This window comes from Streptomyces longwoodensis (genome assembly GCF_001514125.1).
GTDB lineage: Bacteria > Actinomycetota > Actinomycetes > Streptomycetales > Streptomycetaceae > Streptomyces > Streptomyces longwoodensis.
This window is the reverse complement of sequence record NZ_KQ948559.1, coordinates 1-19,127: the sequence shown is the minus strand read 5'-3', so window position 1 is coordinate 19,127 and position 19,127 is coordinate 1. Positions and strand designations below refer to the sequence as shown.

General features: G+C 74.3%; 12 protein-coding genes. 11 read left to right on the top strand and 1 reads right to left on the bottom strand.

Translation table 11 applies throughout. The features are described from left to right. Positions 1 to 71 precede the first annotated feature (71 nt). From AQJ30_RS26005 to AQJ30_RS25965, 9 genes are all read left to right on the top strand, one after another. On the top strand, positions 72 to 839 hold the full coding sequence (locus AQJ30_RS26005; RefSeq protein WP_067238752.1) for an enoyl-CoA hydratase/isomerase family protein: 768 nt from the start codon (positions 72 to 74) through the stop codon (positions 837 to 839). A gap of 89 nt (positions 840 to 928) precedes the next feature. Further along, positions 929 to 1,432: an ATP-binding protein gene (locus AQJ30_RS26000; RefSeq protein ID WP_067238750.1), complete on the top strand. Its 504-nt coding sequence runs from the start codon at positions 929 to 931 to the stop codon at positions 1,430 to 1,432. Positions 1,433 to 1,563: 131 nt separating this feature from the next. Further along, positions 1,564 to 3,378: an ABC transporter ATP-binding protein gene (locus AQJ30_RS25995; RefSeq protein WP_067238747.1), complete on the top strand. Its 1,815-nt coding sequence runs from the start codon at positions 1,564 to 1,566 to the stop codon at positions 3,376 to 3,378. Then, entirely contained in the window at positions 3,375 to 5,249 is a 1,875-nt protein-coding gene (locus AQJ30_RS25990) for an ABC transporter ATP-binding protein (RefSeq protein WP_067238746.1), read from the top strand. Before AQJ30_RS25995 ends, AQJ30_RS25990 begins: the two co-directional genes overlap by 4 nt. Positions 5,250 to 5,291: 42 nt before the next feature. Next, on the top strand, positions 5,292 to 7,034 hold the full coding sequence (locus tag AQJ30_RS25985) for an ABC transporter transmembrane domain-containing protein (RefSeq protein WP_067238743.1): 1,743 nt from the start codon (positions 5,292 to 5,294) through the stop codon (positions 7,032 to 7,034). A gap of 38 nt (positions 7,035 to 7,072) precedes the next feature. Continuing rightward, positions 7,073 to 8,857 carry an ABC transporter ATP-binding protein gene (locus tag AQJ30_RS25980; RefSeq protein ID WP_067239271.1) on the top strand — a complete coding sequence of 595 codons (1,785 nt, stop codon included), beginning with the start codon at positions 7,073 to 7,075 and terminating at the stop codon, positions 8,855 to 8,857. A 247-nt stretch (positions 8,858 to 9,104) separates the two neighbouring features. Next, positions 9,105 to 11,144: a M4 family metallopeptidase gene (locus AQJ30_RS25975; protein ID WP_067238740.1), complete on the top strand. Its 2,040-nt coding sequence runs from the start codon at positions 9,105 to 9,107 to the stop codon at positions 11,142 to 11,144. A 292-nt stretch (positions 11,145 to 11,436) separates the two neighbouring features. Next, a complete protein-coding gene (locus AQJ30_RS25970) occupies positions 11,437 to 13,095 on the top strand; it encodes a M4 family metallopeptidase (RefSeq protein ID WP_211279119.1) in 1,659 nt (552 codons plus the stop codon). 71 nt (positions 13,096 to 13,166) lie between these two features. Continuing rightward, a complete protein-coding gene (locus AQJ30_RS25965) occupies positions 13,167 to 13,694 on the top strand; it encodes a DUF1990 domain-containing protein (RefSeq protein ID WP_067239269.1) in 528 nt (175 codons plus the stop codon). A gap of 13 nt (positions 13,695 to 13,707) precedes the next feature. On the opposite strand, the gene AQJ30_RS25960 is transcribed toward AQJ30_RS25965, so the two are convergent. Then, on the bottom strand, positions 13,708 to 16,329 hold the full coding sequence (locus AQJ30_RS25960; protein ID WP_067238736.1) for a glycosyltransferase family 1 protein: 2,622 nt from the start codon (positions 16,327 to 16,329) through the stop codon (positions 13,708 to 13,710). Between the two features lie 260 nt (positions 16,330 to 16,589). Between AQJ30_RS25960 and AQJ30_RS25955 the strand changes: the two genes are divergently transcribed. Next, entirely contained in the window at positions 16,590 to 17,837 is a 1,248-nt protein-coding gene (locus AQJ30_RS25955; protein ID WP_067238734.1) for a S8 family peptidase, read from the top strand. Between the two features lie 315 nt (positions 17,838 to 18,152). Beyond that, the coding region (locus tag AQJ30_RS25950; RefSeq protein WP_159052393.1) for a maltotransferase domain-containing protein at positions 18,153 to 19,127 on the top strand (975 nt) is incomplete at its 3' end.

Below are 19,127 nucleotides of genomic sequence, written 5' to 3'. Positions count from 1 at the left end.
CGCGCAGCGGGCCCGGTGCTGTGACCCACGGCACCGGGCCCGCCGGCGTTAGTGCCCGTTAACCTGCTGCCATGACCGTGAATCTGGAAGTCGCCGAGGGTGTCGGGACGCTGCGCCTGGACCGCCCGCCGATGAACGCGCTGGACGTGGCCACGCAGGACCGGCTGAAGGAGCTCGCCGAGGAGGCCACGCGCCGCGACGACGTGCGCGCGGTGGTCCTCTACGGCGGCGAGAAGGTGTTCGCGGCGGGCGCGGACATCAAGGAGATGCAGGTGATGGACCACACCGCGATGGTCCTGCGCTCCCGCGCGCTGCAGGACTCCTTCACGGCGGTCGCCCGCATCCCCAAGCCGGTGGTGGCGGCCGTGACCGGGTACGCCCTGGGCGGCGGCTGCGAGCTGGCGCTGTGCGCGGACTACCGGATCGCCGCCGAGGACGCCAAGCTGGGCCAGCCGGAGATCCTGCTGGGCCTTATCCCGGGTGCGGGCGGCACCCAGCGGCTGGCCCGGCTGATCGGCCCGTCCAGGGCCAAGGACCTCATCTTCACCGGCCGGATGGTCAAGGCCGACGAGGCGCTGACGCTGGGCCTGGTGGACCGGGTGGTGCCGGCCGGCGAGGTGTACGCGCAGGCGCACGCGTGGGCGGCGAAGCTGGCGCAGGGTCCGGCGCTGGCGCTGCGGGCGGCCAAGGAGGCCGTCGACACCGGCCTGGAGACGGACATCGAGACGGGCCTCGCGGTGGAGCGCACCTGGTTCGCGGGCCTCTTCGCCACCGAGGACCGCGAGCGCGGGATGCGCAGCTTCGTGGCGGAGGGCCCCGGCAAGGCGAAGTTCCTCTAGACCGACGGTCAGCCGGGGCCGGGTGCTTCCGGGGGGTGGATTACCCCGGAACGCCCACGCCGCGGCCACCCGGCGGCCATGATGGGGGCATGGCGGGGCTGGAGGGTGGCGGGCAGCCGCGAGGGCACGGGCGTGTCGACGCGGCACGCTGGTCGCCCGCGGTCGAGGACGAACGGGCGCTCAAGGCACTGGAGTTGTTCGGCAACCCGACCGAGGGCGAGGTCCAGCTCCCCTCGCGCCCCGAGTCCGCCGCCGGCGCCCGCCGGCTGGCCCAGGTCGTGGTCCTGCGCCAGTGGGGCCTGTCCCCCAGGACCGCCGAGGACGTCGTGCTGCTCGTCTCCGAACTCGTCGGCAACGCCGTACGGCACACCGGGGCGCGCGCGTTCGGGCTGCGCATGCGGCGTCCGCGCGGCCGCATCCGCGTCGAGGTCCGCGACCCCTCCCGGGCCCTGCCCTGCCTCCTGCCCGTCCAGGAGACCGACCTCAGCGGCCGCGGCCTGTTCCTCGTCGACAAGCTGTCCGACCGCTGGGGCGTCGACCTGCTGCCGCGGGGCAAGACCACGTGGTTCGAGATGCGGGTCGCGGACCGCTGACCCGCCGCGCCGCACGGGCGGGGCCCGCGTGGCCGCCGGCCCGAAGCCGCAGGTCGTAGGACCAGCGTCGGAGCCGGGTCCGGGCGAAACTCGCTGGGCGATGTCAGTGGCGATCCGTAGGCTCGCTCCTGATGTCGACGACGCGCGCAACCACCGAAGAGGCCCCCGCCGAGGACCGCTCCGCCGTACGGACGCTGCTGCGGCTGTGGCCGTACGTACGGCCGGTGCGGGCACGGCTGTTCACCGCCGCGTTCATCGCGGTCGTCGCCTCCTGCGTGGGACTGGTCATCCCGCTGGTGCTCAAGTGGATGGTGGACGGGCCGGTCGCCGACCGGGACCCGGGCGGGGTGTGGCTCGGCGCGCTCTACCTGCTGCTGCTCGGGCTGGCCGAGGCGCTGCTGTTCGGCCTGCGGCGGTGGCTCGTCGCGCGCCCGCTGTCGCACGTCGAGGCGGAGATGCGCGCCGACCTCTACCGGCACCTGCAGCGGCTGCCGATCGCCTTCCACGACCGGTGGGCGTCGGGGCAGCTGCTGTCCCGGGGCACCACCGACCTGATGCTGCTGCGCATGTTCCTGGCGTTCCCCCTGACGTTCCTGCTGGTCAACGGCGTGACGATCCTGGTGGGCGTGGTCATCATGCTGGTCCAGGACTGGACGCTCGGACTGGTGATCCTCGGCCCCGCCGTGCCCCTGCTGGTCACCTGCGTGGTCTTCGAGAAGCGCTACGCCGACGTGGCGCGGCTCGCCCAGGACCAGGTGGGCGACCTGACGACCGTCGTCGAGGAGAGCGTGCTCGGCATCCGGATCATCAAGGGGTTCGGGCGGCACCGCAGTCAGGCGCGGGCGTTCCGGGAGCTGTCGGGGACGCTGCGCGGGACGGAGCTGCGCAAGGCCCGGCTGCTGGCGCTGATCTGGGCGGTCATCGTGACCCTGCCGGAGGTGGCGATCGCGGCCGCGCTGGTCGTGGGCGCGGTGCAGGTCGCCGAGGGGGACCTGTCGGCGGGCACGCTGGTCGCGTTCCTGTCCACGGCGCTCGCGCTGCGCTGGCCCGTGGAGTCGATCGGGTTCCTGCTCGCGATGAGCCAGGAGGCGGCGACCGCCACGGAGCGGTACTTCGAGGTGATGGACGAGGAGCCGGAGTCCGGCGGGCCCGTCCAGCGGCGGGAGGCCGGGTCGGCCGGCGCCGGTCTGCGCTTCGAGGGCGTCACCTTCCGCTACCCGGACGCTCCCCCGGGCTCCCCTCCCGTGCTCGACCGGATCGACCTGCACATCCGGCCCGGCGAGTCCATGGCGCTGGTGGGGGCGACCGGGAGCGGGAAGACCACGCTCACCGCGCTCGTGCCCCGGCTGCACGAGGTCACCTCGGGGCGGATCACGCTGGACGGGCGGGACATCGCCGGGCTGCCGCGGGACGAGCTGCGCTCCCTGGTGGCCGTCGCCTTCGAGGAGCCCACGCTGTTCTCGGCGACCGTCGGGGAGAACGTCCTCATGGGCGCGGGCGGCGGCGCCGGACCCCGGGAGCTGGAGCGGGCGCTCGACGTGGCGCAGGCCGCGTTCGTGCACGGGCTGCCCCAGGGCGCCGACACCCAGGTCGGCGAGCAGGGCCTGAGCCTGTCCGGCGGCCAGCGGCAGCGCCTCGCGCTCGCCCGGGCCGTCGTGGGGCGGCCGCGGTTCCTGGTGCTGGACGACCCGCTGTCCGCGCTCGACGTGCACACCGAGGCCGCCGTGGAGGCCGCGCTGCGGCAGGTCCTCGCCGACACCACCGCGCTGATCGTGGCCCACCGCCCGTCGACGGTGCTGCTCGCGGACCGGGTGGCGCTGCTCTCCGGCGGCCGGATCGTCGCCGTCGGCACCCACCAGGAACTGCTGCGCGGCAACGCCGAGTACGCCCATCTGATGTCCGGGGAGTCCGGACAGCCCGGGGAACAGGAGGCCGACCGCCGATGACCGCGCCCAGCACCCCCGCCGAGCCGCTCACCGGCGCGGAGGACGACACCGCCCCCGAGCCCCGCCGCCGGGACGCCGGCGACCCGTTCGACCGTGACCTCCTGCCCACTCCCCCGGGCGCCACCGCCGCTCTGCTGCGCTCGCTGCTCGCCCCGATGCGGGCCCGCGTCACGGTGACGACGCTGTTGCTGCTGCTCCAGCAGGCGGCCGTGCAGGCGGGCCCGCTGCTGGTGGCGTACGCGATCGACCGGGCCGTGCCCGCGTTCCGGGACCACGACGACACCGGGCCGCTCGTCGCGGTCGGGGCCGGCTACCTGCTGTGCGCGCTGGTCTCGGGCGTGCTGCAGTACGCGTTCGTCGCGCTGTCCGCCCGGGTCAACCAGGACGTGCTGCTGGACCTGCGCGGGCGGATCTTCCGGCACGCGCAGGCGCTGAGCATCGACTTCCACGAGCGGTACACCTCGGGCCGGCTGATCTCCCGCTCGACCACGGACGTGGAGTCGCTGCGCGAGCTGCTGAGCGAGGGCCTGCAGGAACTGGTCACCGTGGTGCTGTCGTTCCTGTACATCTCGGCGATGCTGCTCTGGCTGGACCTGGGGCTCGGGGCGGTCGCGGTGGCCTCGTTCGTGCCGCTGTACCTGCTGGTGCGGCTGTACCAGCGGCGCGCGGGCCGGGTGTACCAGGAGCGGTCGACGCGCATCGCGGCGGTGATCGTGAAGTTCGTGGAGACGATGAACGGCATCCGGCCGGTGCGCGCGTTCCGCCGGGAGGCCGTCAACGACGCCGAGTTCGCGGAGCTGAACCGGCGGCACGAACGCACCAACGGGGACGCGCTGCTGGAGATGGCCCGGTACGTCGTCGGCTCGCGGCTGGTCGCCAACACGGCCGTCGCCGGGATCGTGCTGTGGGGCGCCCACCGGGTGGCGGGCGGCTCGCTGGAACTGGGCGTGCTGGCGGCGGCCGTGCTGTACCTGCGGCGGCTGTACGACCCGATCGACCGGCTCGGGATGTTCCTCAACTCCTACCAGTCGGCGGCGGCCTCGCTGGAGAAGATCGCGGGCCTGCTGGCACAGACCCCGACCGTGCCCGAGCCGTCGGTGCCCCGGGAACTGCCGCCGCGCGCGGGCGGGCACCCGGGCCGCGAGGTGGTCTTCGACCAGGTGGGCTTCGGCTACCGCACCGGCGGCGAGGTGCTGCCCCGCTTCGACCTGACCCTGCCGGCCGGGCAGACCGTCGCGGTGGTCGGCTCGACCGGCGCCGGCAAGTCGACGCTGGCCAAGCTCCTCGCCCGCTTCTACGACCCGTCCGCGGGCCGGGTGCTGCTCGACGGGGTCGACCTGCGCGAGCTGTCGGTGCGGGAGCTGCGGCGCGGGGTGGTGATGGTGACCCAGGAGGCGTTCCTGTTCTCCGGCACGGTCGCCGAGAACATCGCCATCGGCCGGCCCGAGGCGTCCCGGGAGGAGGTCGAGCGGGCGGCCAAGGCCATCGGCGCCCACGAGTTCATCAGCTCCCTGCCCGACAGCTACGACACCGACGTCCGCAAGCGCGGCGGCCGCATCTCCGCCGGGCAGCGCCAACTGGTCGCGTTCGCACGGGCGTTGCTCGCCGACCCGGCGGTGCTGATCCTGGACGAGGCGACCAGTTCGCTGGACGTGCCGGGCGAGCGGGCGGTGCAGCGGGCCATGTCGACGGTCCTGGAGGGCCGTACGGCGGTGGTGATCGCGCACCGGCTGTCGACCGTGGAGATCGCCGACCGGGTCCTGGTGATGGAGCACGGCCGGATCGTCGAGGACGGCACGCCGGCCGAACTGGTCGCGGGGACGGGCCGGTTCGCGGACCTGCACCGCGCCTGGCGGGACAGCCTGGCCTGACGCCGGACGGATCGACGGCACACGACGACACGGGGGTGCGCGGTGATCGACGCCTACGAGGATCCCGGGACGCCCGACCGGCGCGGCGGCGCCCGCTACCTGTGGTGGCTGGTGCGGTGCCAGGCGGGCCGGTCGGTGGCCGGGGCGCTGCTGGCCAGCGTGTGGATGGCGCTGCTGGCCGCCGCGCCGTACCTGCTGGCGCGGGCGGTCGACGAGGGGCTGGAGCCGGGTGACACGGCGGCGCTGGCCGGGTGGACCGCGGTGCTGGTCGTGCTGGGCGCGGTCAACTCCTGGGTGAGCGTCCTGCGGCACCGGACGATGACCCGGGTGCGGATGGACGCCCTGTTCCGCACGGTGAAGGTGGTCGTCGGGCACGCGGTGCGGCTGGGGGCCGCGCTGCCGCGCCGGACCGGGGCCGGTGAGGTCGTCACCATCGGCGTGGGCGACGTGCACACCATCAGCAACGCGTTGACGGTGATCGGCCCGGGCGTCGGCTCGGTCGTGGTGTACGGCGTGGTCGCCGGGCTGCTGCTGGCGGTCTCGCCGGTGCTGGCCGGGGTGGTGCTGCTCGGGATGCCGGTGGTGGCGCTGCTGGTGGGGCCGCTGATGGCGCGGCTCCAGCGCGCGGAGGGCGGTTACCGGGAGCGGCAGGGCGTGCTCACCGCGCGGATGGGCGACCTCGCGGGCGGGCTGCGCGTGCTCAACGGGCTCGGCGGCAAGGGGCTGTTCGCGGACGCCTTCCGGCGGGACTCGGCGGTGCTGCGGGAGCAGGGCTACCGGGTGGGCGCGGTGGCCAGCTGGCTCCAGGCGCTCGGGGTGGGCCTGCCCACGGTGTTCCTCGCCGCGGTGACCTGGTGCGCGGCCAGGCTCGCCGCGCGGGGCGAGATCAGCGTGGGCGAGCTGATCGCGGTGTACGGCTACGTCGCCGTGCTGGTGGGCCCGGTGGCGTTCCTGGTGGACATGGGCTACCAGCTCAGCCGGGGCGTGGTCGCCGCCGACCGGGTGGCACGGCTGCTGCGGCTGGAGCCCGAGCCGGAGCACGGCAGCGCCGACCCGCCGGCCGAACCCGCGGTGCTGTACGACCCGGAGTCGGGTGTGCGGGTCGTCCCGGGCCGGCTGACGGTGCTGGCCGCGGCGCACCCCGCGGACGGCGCCGCCGTGGCCGACCGGCTCGGGCGGTACGCGCCCTCGGACGTCACCTGGGGCGCGGTACGGCTGGACGAGGTGGCGCTGCCGCTTGTCAGGGAGCGGATCCTGGTCGCCGAGCCGGAGGCCGACCTGTTCGCCGGGACGCTGCGCGAGGTGGTGTCGGGGCGGCACGAGCGCGATCCGGACGCCCTGGCGCGGGCGGTGCGGGCGGCGGCCGCGGAGGACGTCGTGCAGGGGCTGCCCGAGGGGCTGGAGTCACCGGTGTCCGCGCAGGGGCGCAGCCTGTCGGGCGGGCAGCGCCAGCGGGTCCGGCTGGTGCGGGCGCTGCTCGCCGACCCGGAGGTGCTGCTGGCCGTGGAGCCGACGTCCGCGCTGGACGCCCACACCGAGGCGACGGTCGCCGCGCGGCTGCGGGACGCCCGGCGGGGCCGTACGACCGTGCTGACCAGCACGTCCCCGCTGGTGCTCGACCACGCCGACACGGTGGTCCACCTGGTCGGCGGCAAGGTCGCGGCGACGGGCCGGCACCGGGAGCTGCTGGAGCGGGAGCCGGACTACCGGGCGCTGGTGACCCGGGACACCGAGCGGGAGACCGATCAGGACGCCGATCAGGACGCCGAGGGGGCGGTGCGGTGACGGGGCGGGCGGGCGCGGACGACGGCGAGGAGGGCGCGGTGGCGGCCGGACGGCTGCCGGTCGCCGGGCCCGGGCAGGTGCGGCGGGCCGCGGGGCGGCTGGTGCGGGCCGACCGGCGGGCGTTCGCCTGGGTGATCGCGCTGAACGCGCTGGCCGCCGGCGCGGGGCTGGCCGGGCCGTGGCTGCTCGGGCGGATCGTCGACGTGGTGCGCGACGGGGGCGGGGTGGGTGCGGTGGACCGGTTGGCGCTCGGCATCCTGGTCTGCTCGCTGGCGCAGTTGCTGCTGGCCCGCTGGGCGCGCTACGTCGGCCACCGCTTCGGCGAGCGGACGCTGGCCCGGGTGCGCGAGGAGTTCGTGGACCGGGCGCTGGCGCTGCCCGCGTCGGTGGTGGAGCGGGCCGGCACGGGCGACCTGACCACGCGCGGCACCGCGGACGTGGCGGCGGTCGGCACCACCCTGCGCGACGCCGGGCCGGAGCTGCTGGTGTGCTCGGCACAGGCGCTGTTCCTGCTGGTCGCGGTGTTCGCGATCGACCCGCTGCTGGGCGCGGTCGGGGTGCTGGCGCTGACGCCGATCGGGTGGGCGCTGCGCTGGTACCTGCGCCGGGCCCGGGCCGGGTACCTCGCGCAGGGCGCGGCCGATTCGGAGGTGGCCGAGGTGCTGGCGTCCACGGCGGCCGGGGCGCGGACGGTGGAGGCGTTCCGGCTGCGCGAGCGGCGGACCGCGGCGAGCCGGGACGCGCTGGAGACCTCGCGCCGGGCCCGGTTCCACACGCTGTACCTGCGGTCGGTGTTCTTCCCGGCGGTGGAGGTGTCGTACACCCTGCCGGTGGCCGGGGTGCTGCTGGTGGGCGGGGTGCTGCACGGGCGGGGCGCGGTGAGCCTGGGCGCGGTGGTGGCGGCCGCGCTGTACCTGCGGCAGTTCACCGAGCCGCTGGACATGGTCCTGATGCGGGTGGAGCAACTGCAGAGCAGCGGCGCCTCGTTCGCCCGGGTGGAGGGCCTGGCGGGCTCGCCGCGCGCCGGGTCGGGCGGGGACGCGGTGCCGGCGGACGACCGGATCGACGTGACGGGCGTGCGCTACGCCTACGAGCGCGGCGGCGAGGTGCTGCGCGGGGTGGACCTGACCGTGCGGCCCGGGGAGCGGCTGGCCGTGGTGGGCCCGTCGGGGGCCGGCAAGTCGACGCTGAGCCGGCTGCTGGCCGGGGTGGACGCGCCGACCGCGGGCACGGTGACGGTGGGCGGGGTGCCGGTAGCGGGGCTGTCGCCGGAGCGGCTGCGCCGCCAGGTCGTCCTGGTCACCCAGGAGCACCACGTGTTCCTGGGCACGGTCCGGGAGAACCTGCTGATCGCCGAACCGGACGCGTCGGACGACCGGTTGTGGGCGGCGCTCGGCACGGTGGGGGCGGCCGGGTGGGTGCGGGGGCTGCCACTGGGCCTGGACACCCGGCTCGGGCAGGGCGGTTGCCGCGCCGACGGCTCGCGGGCGCAGCAACTCGCGCTGGCCCGGGTGGTGCTGGCCGACCCGCACACGCTGATCCTGGACGAGGCGACCGCCCTGCTGGACCCGGCGACCGCGCGGCACACCGAGCGGGCGCTGGCCGCGGTGCTGCGGGGCCGTACGGTCATCGCCATCGCGCACCGGCTGCACACCGCGCACGACGCGGACCGGGTGGCGGTGATGGAGGACGGCCGGCTGACCGAACTCGGTACGCACGACGAGCTGGTGGCGGCGGGCGGCGCCTACGCGGCCCTGTGGCGGACCTGGCACGGCGACGGGGCGGACGAACGGCGCACTGCTGAACCGCCGTTCAGCGGGTGAACCGTTCGCATAGCGGACCCGAACTCCCGGCCAACGGACCGTTTCCGGTCAACTTTCTGACGCGCTCCTGACAGGAAGCGCGGTCTGCTGCCACTCTTCCCACGGCCGCTCCCACAGGAACCCCACAGCACCGACACAGGAACGGCCGTTCTCCGAGCACTGTGTACGTCCTGTTCTGCCCGGACGGCCCACCCGCCGCCCGGTCTCCCCCGGCCGTGCGACCCACGGCCCGCAGAAGGAGTCAGTGTTGAGCAGCAGGTCCTCACGCAGACGCACCTCCCCCACCCCGTACCGCAGGACCGCGGCCGCCGCCCTCGTCGGCGTCGCGGCCCTGGTCGCGGCCGCCGTGCAGTCGGGCGCCGCGTCCGCCGCGCCCTCCTCGGCAGCAGCGGCCGCCCGGCCCGGTGCCGAGTCCGTGCGGCTCGCCCCCGCCCAGCGCGCCGAGCTGATACGCCAGGCCGACGCGGCCAAGGCGACCACCGCCCGGGAACTGGGCCTGGGAGCCCAGGAGGCGCTGGTCGTCCGGGACGTCGTCAAGGACGCCGACGGCACCGTCCACACCCGCTACGAGCGCACCTACGCCGGCCTGCCGGTCCTCGGCGGCGACCTGGTCGTCGACACCGCGAAGTCGGGCGACACCCGGGGCGTGGTCAAGGCCACCCGCGCCACCATCAAGGTCGCCTCGCTCACCCCGGCCGTCCCCGCGGACCAGGCCCGCAAGCAGGCGCTGCGCCTGGCCGCCGACGCCGGCGCGGACTCCGCGGACGCGCGCCGGGCCCCGCGCAAGGTGGTCTGGGCTGCGGACGGCACCCCGGTCCTCGCGTACGAGACGGTGGTGGGCGGCCTCCAGGAGGACGGCACCCCGAACGAGCTGCACGTCGTCACGGACGCCGCCACCGGCAAGAAGCTCTTCGCGTACCAGGGCATCGAGACCGGCACGGGCAACACCATGTACAGCGGCACGGTGACGCTGGGCACCAGCCAGTCGGGGTCGACGTACACCCTGACCGACACCGCGCGCGGCAACCACAAGACGTACAACCTCAACCGGGGCACCTCCGGCACCGGCACGCTGTTCTCCGGCCCCGACGACGTCTGGGGCAACGGCAGCGCCTCCAACGCGGAGACCGCGGGCGCCGACGCGCACTACGGCGCGGCCCTCACCTGGGACTACTACAAGAACGTCCACGGGCGCAGCGGCATCCGGGGCGACGGCGTGGGCGCGTACTCGCGGGTCCACTACGGCAACAACTACGTCAACGCCTTCTGGTCGGACAGCTGCTTCTGCATGACGTACGGCGACGGCTCGGGCAACACCCACCCGCTGACCGCCATCGACGTGGCCGGGCACGAGATGACGCACGGCGTCACCTCCAACACGGCCGGGCTCAACTACAGCGGCGAGTCCGGCGGCCTGAACGAGGCGACCAGCGACATCTTCGGCACCTCGGTCGAGTTCTACGCCAACAACGCCTCCGACGTCGGTGACTACCTCATCGGCGAGGAGATCGACATCAACGGCAACGGCACCCCGCTGCGCTACATGGACAAGCCCAGCAAGGACGGGGCGTCCAAGGACAGCTGGTACTCGGGCATCGGCTCGGTGGACGTGCACTACTCCTCCGGCCCGGCCAACCACTTCTTCTACCTGCTGAGCGAGGGCAGCGGCGCCAAGGTCATCAACGGCGTCAGCTACAACTCGCCGACCTCGGACGGGCTGCCGGTCACCGGCATCGGCCGGGCCAAGGCGGAGAAGATCTGGTTCCGCGCGCTCAGCACCAAGTTCACCTCGACCACCAACTACGCGGGCGCCCGCACCGGCACCCTGGCGGCGGCCGGCGAGCTGTACGGCACCTCCTCCGCCGAGTACAAGGCGGTGCAGGACGCCTGGGCCGCGGTCGCGGTCGGGGCGCGCTCGGGCGGCGGCGGGGGTGGCGGCACCACCTTCGAGAACACGGCCGACGTATCGATTCCGGACAACGGCGCGGCGGTCACGTCGTCGATCACCGTCTCCGGCCGGACCGGCAACGCGCCGTCCAACCTCCAGGTCGCGGTCGACATCGTGCACACCTGGCGCGGTGACCTGGTCGTCGACCTGGTGGCGCCGGACGGCACGGCGTACCGCCTGAAGAGCTTCAGCTCCTCCGACTCCGCGGACAACGTCCAGGCCACGTACACGGTCGACGCGTCCTCCGAAGTCGCCAACGGAACCTGGGCGTTGCGGGTCCAGGACCAGGCGGCGCAGGACACCGGCTACATCAACTCCTGGAGCCTGACCTTCCCGTAGACGGCCAGGTCGCGGCACTCGTACAAGGCGTCGCCCCGGGGGTCCGGCCCCCCGGGGCGACGCCCGTATTTTGCCAGGGCCTTGCCGACGGCCTGTTGGCGTTTTACCGAGGTGACGGGCGTTCACATTCCCGCAACGTTCATCGGACAGTCACTTTTCGGCCAACATCACGAGGGGGTCATGACATGTACGCGACCTGCTGTCAGGCTTCCTCTCACCCGCCGCACAACTTCACTCAGATCCCGGTCGGCCGCCCCACGACTGAGCCGGACTCCCCCACGAAGGAGCTTGTGTGTCTCCCCTCCCCATGCGTCACAAGCGCAGCACGCTGGCCATCGCCACCGCCGTCGCGGCCGGTGCGCTGCTGGCCACCGGAGTGACCACCGGCACGGCCGCCGCCCAGGCGGACGCCACGGCCGCGGCGACCCCGCTCGCCGCCCCGGTGCAGCTGTCCGCCTCCGCGCGCACCTCGCTGCTGCAGGAGCGCCAGGCCGAAGCGGCCACCACGGCCCAGCAGATAGGCCTCGGCGCCCAGGAGAGACTGGTCGTCAAGGACGTGGTGAAGGACGCCGACGGCACCGTCCACACCCGCTACGAGCGCACCTACGCGGGCCTGCCGGTCCTCGGCGGCGACCTCGTCGTGCACACCTCGAAGGCCGGCAAGGCCGAGGGCGTCACCAAGGCCACGAAGGCGGCCATCAAGGTCTCCTCGCTCACGCCGAAGATCGCCGCCGGCGCGGCGGAGAAGCAGGCGCTGGGCGCCGCCAAGACCCTGGGCTCCGACAAGGCCGCGGCCGACGGCGCCCGCAAGGTCATCTGGGCCGGTTCCGGCACCCCCGTCCTCGCCTACGAGACGGTCGTCGGCGGCTTCCAGGACGACGGCACCCCGAACCAGCTGCACGTCATCACCGACGCCGCCACCGGCAAGAAGCTCTACGAGTACCAGGGCGTCGAGAACGCGACCGGCACCGGCAAGACCCTGTACTCCGGCACGGTCAGCCTGACCACCAACCTGTCGGGCTCGACGTACCAGCTGTACGACACCACGCGCGGCGGCCACAAGACGTACAACCTGGCCCGCGGCACCTCCGGCACCGGCACCCTGTTCACCGACGCCGACAACATCTGGGGCACCGGCGCCGCCTCCAGCTCCTCCACGGACCAGACGGCCGCCGCGGACGCCGCCTACGGCGCGCAGGAGACCTGGGACTTCTACAAGTCGACGTTCGGCCGCAACGGCATCAAGAACAACGGCGTCGGCGCCTACTCCCGCGTCCACTACGGCAGCAGCTACGTCAACGCGTTCTGGGACGACAGCTGCTTCTGCATGACCTACGGCGACGGCAGCAGCAACACCCACCCGCTGACCTCGCTGGACGTGGCCGGCCACGAGATGAGCCACGGCGTCACCTCGAACACGGCGGGCCTGAACTACTCGGGCGAGTCCGGCGGCCTGAACGAGGCCACCTCGGACATCTTCGGCACGGGCGTGGAGTTCTTCGCGGGCAACGCCTCCGACGCCGGTGACTACCTCATCGGCGAGAAGATCAACATCAACGGCAACGGCACCCCGCTGCGCTACATGGACAAGCCCAGCAAGGACGGCGGCTCGGCCGACTACTGGTCCTCCTCCGTGGGCAGCAAGGACGTGCACTACTCGTCCGGCGTGGCGAACCACTTCTTCTACCTGCTGTCCGAGGGCAGCGGCGCGAAGACCATCAACGGCGTGAGCTACAACTCGCCGACGTACAACGGCTCGACGGTCACCGGCATCGGCCGCGCCAAGGCGCTGCAGATCTGGTACAAGGCGCTCACCACGTACATGACCTCGACCACCAAGTACGCGGGCGCCCGCACGGCGACGCTGAACGCGGCGTCGGCCCTGTACGGCTCCACCAGCGCCGAGTACAAGGCGGTGGCCGCGGCCTGGTCGGCGGTCAACGTCAACTAGTCGGCCGGTGGCTGAACGACGGCGGCACCCAGGAGCCCAGGCTTCCGGGTGCCGCCGTACGCTTGGGCACCATGTCCTCGACGTCCCCGGCCTTCACCTACGAAGCCGTCGGCGCGACCCGTGAGGGTCCCGCCGGCTGCCCGCCCGGCTTCCGCCCGATGCAGGTGCGCACCCGCATCGGCGAGGGCGAGGCGCTGTTCCGCCGCGCCGCCGAGGCGGTCCTCACCTGGGAGATGCACCGCGAGCTGGGCGTCGGCATCGACGCCACGGCCGAGCGGGCCGAGCCGGGCGTCGACGTCACGGTCACCCTGGCCGGCATGATCAAGGCCCCGTGCCGTGTGGTGTGGACCGTGTCCGAGCCCCGCCGGGCCGGCTGGGCGTACGGCACGCTCGGCGGCCACCCCGAGTGCGGCGAGGAGTCCTTCGTGGTCGACCGCACCGGCGACGGCACGGTCTGGCTGACGGTCACCGCCTTCAGCCGCCCGGCCAAGTGGTACGCCAAGGCGGGCGGCCCGGCGACCCGTGGCCTGCAGCAGGCGTACGCCCGCCGCTGCGGGACGGTCCTGCGGCGCCTGTGCGCGCCGCAGGACGCCGCCTGACCGCCTCAGGCGATCACCGCATCAGCACACCCGCCGCCTCGACCAGCTCCTGCGAGGGGCCCGCCACCAGGCCCAGCTCCGCGGCCGAGGCCAGCAGCCGGTGGGCCGGCAGGACACGGACCGTGTAGCCGAACGGGCCCGTGCGGTCCAGGGTGAGGGGCCCCTCGTACACCCAGCGGCCCTCCTGGTCGGCGCCGCCCGCCGGCTTCAGCGCGACCGTCACCGCCTCCGTGATGCGGTCCTCGCTGTCCACCCGGCCCGACAGGGCCTGCACCTCCACGTCGTCGGGGCCGAGGGCGCCGAGGCGCACGTGGACGCGCAGCGCGAGGGTGCTGCCCAGCTCCGCGGTGGCGGCGGCCGCCGAGGTCTCCACGTGCTCGACGGTCACCTGCTGCCAGGAGGCCCGGACCCGCTCCTTCCAGTCGGCGAGCTCCCGCGCGGTGTCGGCGTCCAGCGCGCGGTGCGCCACGGCGGCCGGGGCGTAGAGCCGCTCGACGTACTCGCGGACCATCCGCCCGGCCAGCACCTTCGGGCCGAGCCGCATCAGGGTCTGGCGGACCATCTCGATCCAGCGGTCCGGCAGCCCCTGGCGGCCCCGCTCGTAGAAGCGCGGGGTGACCCGCTGCTCCAGCAGGTCGTACAGGGCGGCCGCCTCCACGTCGTCCCGGTGCTCCGGGTCGGTGCCGGCGCCGTCCGCGGTGGGGATCGCCCAGCCGAAGTCGGGCTGGAACCACTCGTCCCACCAGCCGTCCAGCACCGAGAGGTTGAGACAGCCGTTGAGCGCGGCCTTCATGCCGGAGGTGCCGCACGCCTCCAGCGGGCGCAGCGGGTTGTTCAGCCAGATGTCGCAGCCGGGGTAGAGCTTCTGCGCCATCGCCATGTCGTAGTTGGGCAGGAACACGATCCGCCCGCGCACCCGCGGGTCGTCCGCGAACCGCACCAGCTCCTGCACCAGCCGCTTGCCGCCGTCGTCCGCCGGGTGCGCCTTGCCGGCCACCACGATCTGCACCGGCCGCTCGGGGTGCAGCAGCAGCTCCATCAGCCGGTCCGGGTCGCGCAGCATCAGCGTCAGCCGCTTGTACGACGGGACGCGGCGGGCGAAGCCGATGGTCAGCACGTCGGGGTCGAGCACGGAGTCGATCCAGCCCAGCTCGGCGGTACCGGCGCCGCGCTGCCGCCAGGAGGCCCGCAGCCGGGAGCGCACCTCCTGCACGAGCTGCTCGCGCAGGTCGCGCCGCAGGTCCCAGACCTCCTGGTCCGGGATGTCGGCCACGGCGTCCCAGCGCTCGGAGCCGCCGAGGCTCAGCACGTCCTCGGCGCGCTGGGCACCGACCTGGCGTGCGCCGAGCCGGAACACCTCCGGGGCGACCCAGGTCGGGGCGTGCACCCCGTTGGTGACCGAGGTGATCGGCACCTCCTCGGGGTCGAAGCCAGGCCACAGCCCCGAGAACATCTCCCGGCTGACCTGTCCATGCAGCAGCGAGACGCCGTTGGCGCGCTGGGCGAGCCGCAGGCCCATCACCGCCATGTTGAACAGGTTGGGCTCGCCGCCGGGATAGGTCTCCATGCCGAGCCGCAGGACGCGCTCGACGTCGATGCCGGGCAGCTCGGCGTCGGGCCCGAAGTGGTGGGCGACCAGCTCGCGGTCGAAGCGGTCGATGCCGGCCGGGACCGGGGTGTGGGTGGTGAACACGGTGCCGGCCCGCACCGCCTCCAGGGCGGAGTCGAAGTCGAGCCGCTGCTCGTCGCACAGCTCGGCGATCCGCTCCAGGCCGAGGAAACCGGCGTGTCCCTCGTTCGTGTGGAACACCTCGGGCGCCGGGTGACCGGTGAGCCGGCAGTAGGTGCGCACCGCCCGCACGCCGCCGATGCCGAGCAGCATCTCCTGCAGCAGCCGGTGCTCGCTGCCCCCGCCGTAGAGCCGGTCGGTCACCCCGCGCTCGCCGGGGTCGTTGTCCTCGACGTCGGAGTCCAGCATCAGCAGCGGGACGCGGCCGACCTGGGCGAGCCAGATCCGGGCGCGCAGCCGGCGTCCGCCGGGCAGGGCCAGCGCCACGTACGCCGGGCTGCCGTCCTCCTCCTTCAGCAGGCTCACCGGCAGCTCGTTGGGGTCGAGCACCGGGTAGTGCTCCTGCTGCCAGCCGTCCCGGGACAGGCTCTGGCGGAAGTAGCCGTGCCGGTAGAGCAGGCCCACGCCGATGAGCGGCACCCCGAGGTCGCTGGCCGCCTTCAGGTGGTCGCCGGCCAGGATGCCGAGGCCGCCGGAGTACTGCGGCAGGGCGGCGGTGATCCCGAACTCGGGCGAGAAGTAGGCGATCGCGGCGGGCAGTCCGCCGGGCTGGGCCTGGTACCAGCGCTCGCCGGTCAGGTAGTCGTTCAGGTCGTCGCAGACCGCGCCGAGCCGGCGCAGGAAGCGGCGGTCCTCGGCCAGCTCGGCCAGGCGCGCGGGGCGCACACTGCCGAGGAGCCGTACGGGATCACCGTCCGAGGCGGCCCAGCGCTCTGGATCCACGGACTGGAACAGGTCACGGGTCTCCGGGTGCCAGGACCAGCGCAGGTTGCGCGCTAGGTCGCTCAGGGGCCTCAGGGGTTCCGGGAGAACGGGTCGGACGGTGAATCGACGGATCGCCTTCACATTCCACCTCGTCGCGCGTGCGGAGGGACACACGGCGCTGTGCGTCCTCGTCGTCACCCCCGACCGTAGTGGTTACTTCGGGGTTGGTGGGGGCGTCTCGGGGGTGACGGGGTGGCGCATGCGGGGGCGCACGCGGCCGATCAGGCCGGTTTCCTCCCCCCGGGCCGTCTTGTGGGCGTTCGTCCGGGCACGAGAGGCTTCCCCCCGGACGCACCCGGCACAGGGCGGTGTGCGTCGCGTCGAGGGAGGGAACGCGCAGCATGGCTCGGACGCGGAACGGGCGCCCGCGCCGGGCAGGGGGGCTGATCACAGCGGTCGCGGCCGCGGCGCTGTCGGCCGTCACCCTGCCCGCGCACGCCGTACCGGAGGGGACCGTCGTGGGCGCCGGGGCACCGGGGTCGGTCCGCGGCAGCTACCTCGTGTCGCTGCGGGAGGGGGTGCGCTCTGACTCCGCGGACACCCGGCAGACCGTCGAGGGGTACGGGGCGAGAATCGGCCATGTCTACGGCGCGGTGCTGCACGGCTACGCCGTCACGGCCGCCCCGGCACAGGCCCGCCGGCTCGCCGCGGACCCGCGGGTCGCCTCGGTCGTGCAGGACACGCGGGTGGCCGTGGACGGCGGGCCCGCGCCGCGGACCGGGCGCACCGGGCCGTCGCCGAGGACCCAGCGCAGACCGCCGTCCTGGGGGCTGGACCGCCTGGACCAGCCACGGCTCCCGCTGGACGGCCGTTTCTCGGCACCGTCCTCGGGCGGCGCCGGGGTGACGGTCTACGTCCTGGACACCGGGGTGCGCGTCACCCACCGGGAGTTCGGCGGGCGCGCGCGCTACGGCCGGGACTTCGTGGACGGCGACGGCAGCGCCGGGGACGGCAACGGGCACGGCACGCACATCGCGGCCACGGTCGCCGGGACGACGTACGGCGTGGCGAAGCGGGCGCGGATCGTCTCGGTGCGGGTGCTGGACGACGAGGGGGCGGGCACCACCGGCCGGGTGATCGCCGGGATCGACTGGGTCACCCGGCACGCCCACCGGCCGGCCGTCGCCGACCTGAGCCTCGGCGGGCCGTACAACGCCCAGCTCGACGCGGCCGTGCGGGCCTCGATCCGGGCCGGGATCACCTTCGTGGTCGCCGCCGGCAACGACGGCGAGGCCGCCGCCCTGCACTCCCCCGCCGACGTGCGCGAGGCCCTCACGGTCGGCGCGACCGGCCGGGGGGACGCGCGCGCCGCGACCTCGAACCTCGGCTCGGCGGTCGACCTGTTCGCCCCCGGCGTGTCGATCACCTCCGCGTCCCACCGCAGCGACACGGGCTGCGCGGTGTACTCGGGTACGTCGATGGCGGCGCCGCACGCCGCGGGCGCGGCCGCGCTCCACCTGGGCGCCCACCCGCAGGCGTCGCCGGCCCAGGTCGGGCGGGCCCTGGTGGCGGCCGCGGCGCGCGGGAGGGTGTCCGGCCGGGGCGCCGGTTCGCCGGACAGGCTCCTCCAGGTGCCGGCCGTCCGTTGAGCGACGCCGGGACCGGCTGCGGATGTCTCGAATCGGGCGGGTCGGACGGGTCGACATACGGGCGAGTAGTTAGCAACGTGCCGGATTGCCCACCCGAAGAGCATGGGAAGGCTCCTGCGGTGCACGACGCATCTTCCGGAAGGTCCCGGGACACGCTCTCGCGTTCCCCGGCAGATCACCCTCCGGAAACATGTTCGGGGCAACATGGGAAACACGCCTCAGGTACGGCCCCTCGCACGTTCCCCGGACCCCCGCAGTACGCGCCACCCCCTTCCCTCCGCCCACCACCCCCGTTCGATGCGGACAGGAGCGGTCATGCCCGCCACGCACCACTCGTCAGTACCCCCGACGTCCCGGTCCACCCGGGCCGGTTCCGCGCCCCCGGGGCGCACCCGGCCACCGGCCCCGGAGGACCCCTCCGCCGGCGCCCGGGGCCACGGCCCGGGGACCGCCGTGGGGCGCATACCGGTCCTGGACGTCCGCCCGTGCGTCCAGCACGGACGCCGGCCGGCCAAGGCGGTCGTCGGGGAGTCGTTCGAGGTCTCGGCCACCGTGTTCCGTGAGGGGCACGACGCGGTCGCCGCCGACGTGGTGCTGCGCGACCCGGAAGGCCGTCCGGGGCCCTTCACGCCGATGCGCGAGCTGGCCCCCGGCACGGACCGCTGGGGGGCCACCGTGCGCGCCGACGCGCCGGGGATGTGGTCGTACACGGTGGAGGCCTGGGGCGACCCGGTCGCCACCTGGCGGCACCACGCCGAGATCAAGATCCCGGCGGGTCTGGACACCGAGCTGGTGCTGGAGGAGGGCGCCCGCCTGTACGAGCGGGCGGCCGACGGGGTGCCCGAGGACGACGGGCGCGACGTGGTGCGCGCGGCCGTGGAGGGCCTGCGCGACACCTCCCGCCCGGCGGCCTCCCGCCTGGCGGCGGCGCTGGCGCCGGAGGTGGCCGAGGTGCTGTCCCGGCACCCGCTGCGCGACCTGGTGACGGCCTCCGACCCGCTGCCGCTGCTGGTGGAGCGGGAGCGGGCGCTGTTCGGGTCCTGGTACGAGTTCTTCCCGCGCTCGGAGGGCACCCCCGAGCAGCCGCACGGCACGTTCCGCACCGCCGCGCGGCGGCTGCCGGCGATCGCGGAGATGGGCTTCGACGTCGTCTACCTGCCGCCGATCCACCCGATCGGCACCACGTTCCGCAAGGGCAAGAACAACACGCTCTCGCCCGGTCCGGACGATGTGGGGGTGCCGTGGGCGATCGGCTCGCCGGAGGGCGGCCACGACGCGGTGCACCCGCGG

Bases quoted from the DNA above. Each gene is read 5' to 3' on its own strand.
- AQJ30_RS26005 (WP_067238752.1), top strand. From the start codon at position 72: ATGACCGTGAATCTGGAAGTCGCCGAGGGTGTCGGGACGCTGCGCCTG.
- AQJ30_RS26000 (WP_067238750.1), top strand. From the start codon at position 929: ATGGCGGGGCTGGAGGGTGGCGGGCAGCCGCGAGGGCACGGGCGTGTC.
- AQJ30_RS25995 (WP_067238747.1), top strand. From the start codon at position 1,564: ATGTCGACGACGCGCGCAACCACCGAAGAGGCCCCCGCCGAGGACCGC.
- AQJ30_RS25990 (WP_067238746.1), top strand. From the start codon at position 3,375: ATGACCGCGCCCAGCACCCCCGCCGAGCCGCTCACCGGCGCGGAGGAC.
- AQJ30_RS25965 (WP_067239269.1), top strand. From the start codon at position 13,167: ATGTCCTCGACGTCCCCGGCCTTCACCTACGAAGCCGTCGGCGCGACC.
- AQJ30_RS25955 (WP_067238734.1), top strand. From the start codon at position 16,590: ATGGCTCGGACGCGGAACGGGCGCCCGCGCCGGGCAGGGGGGCTGATC.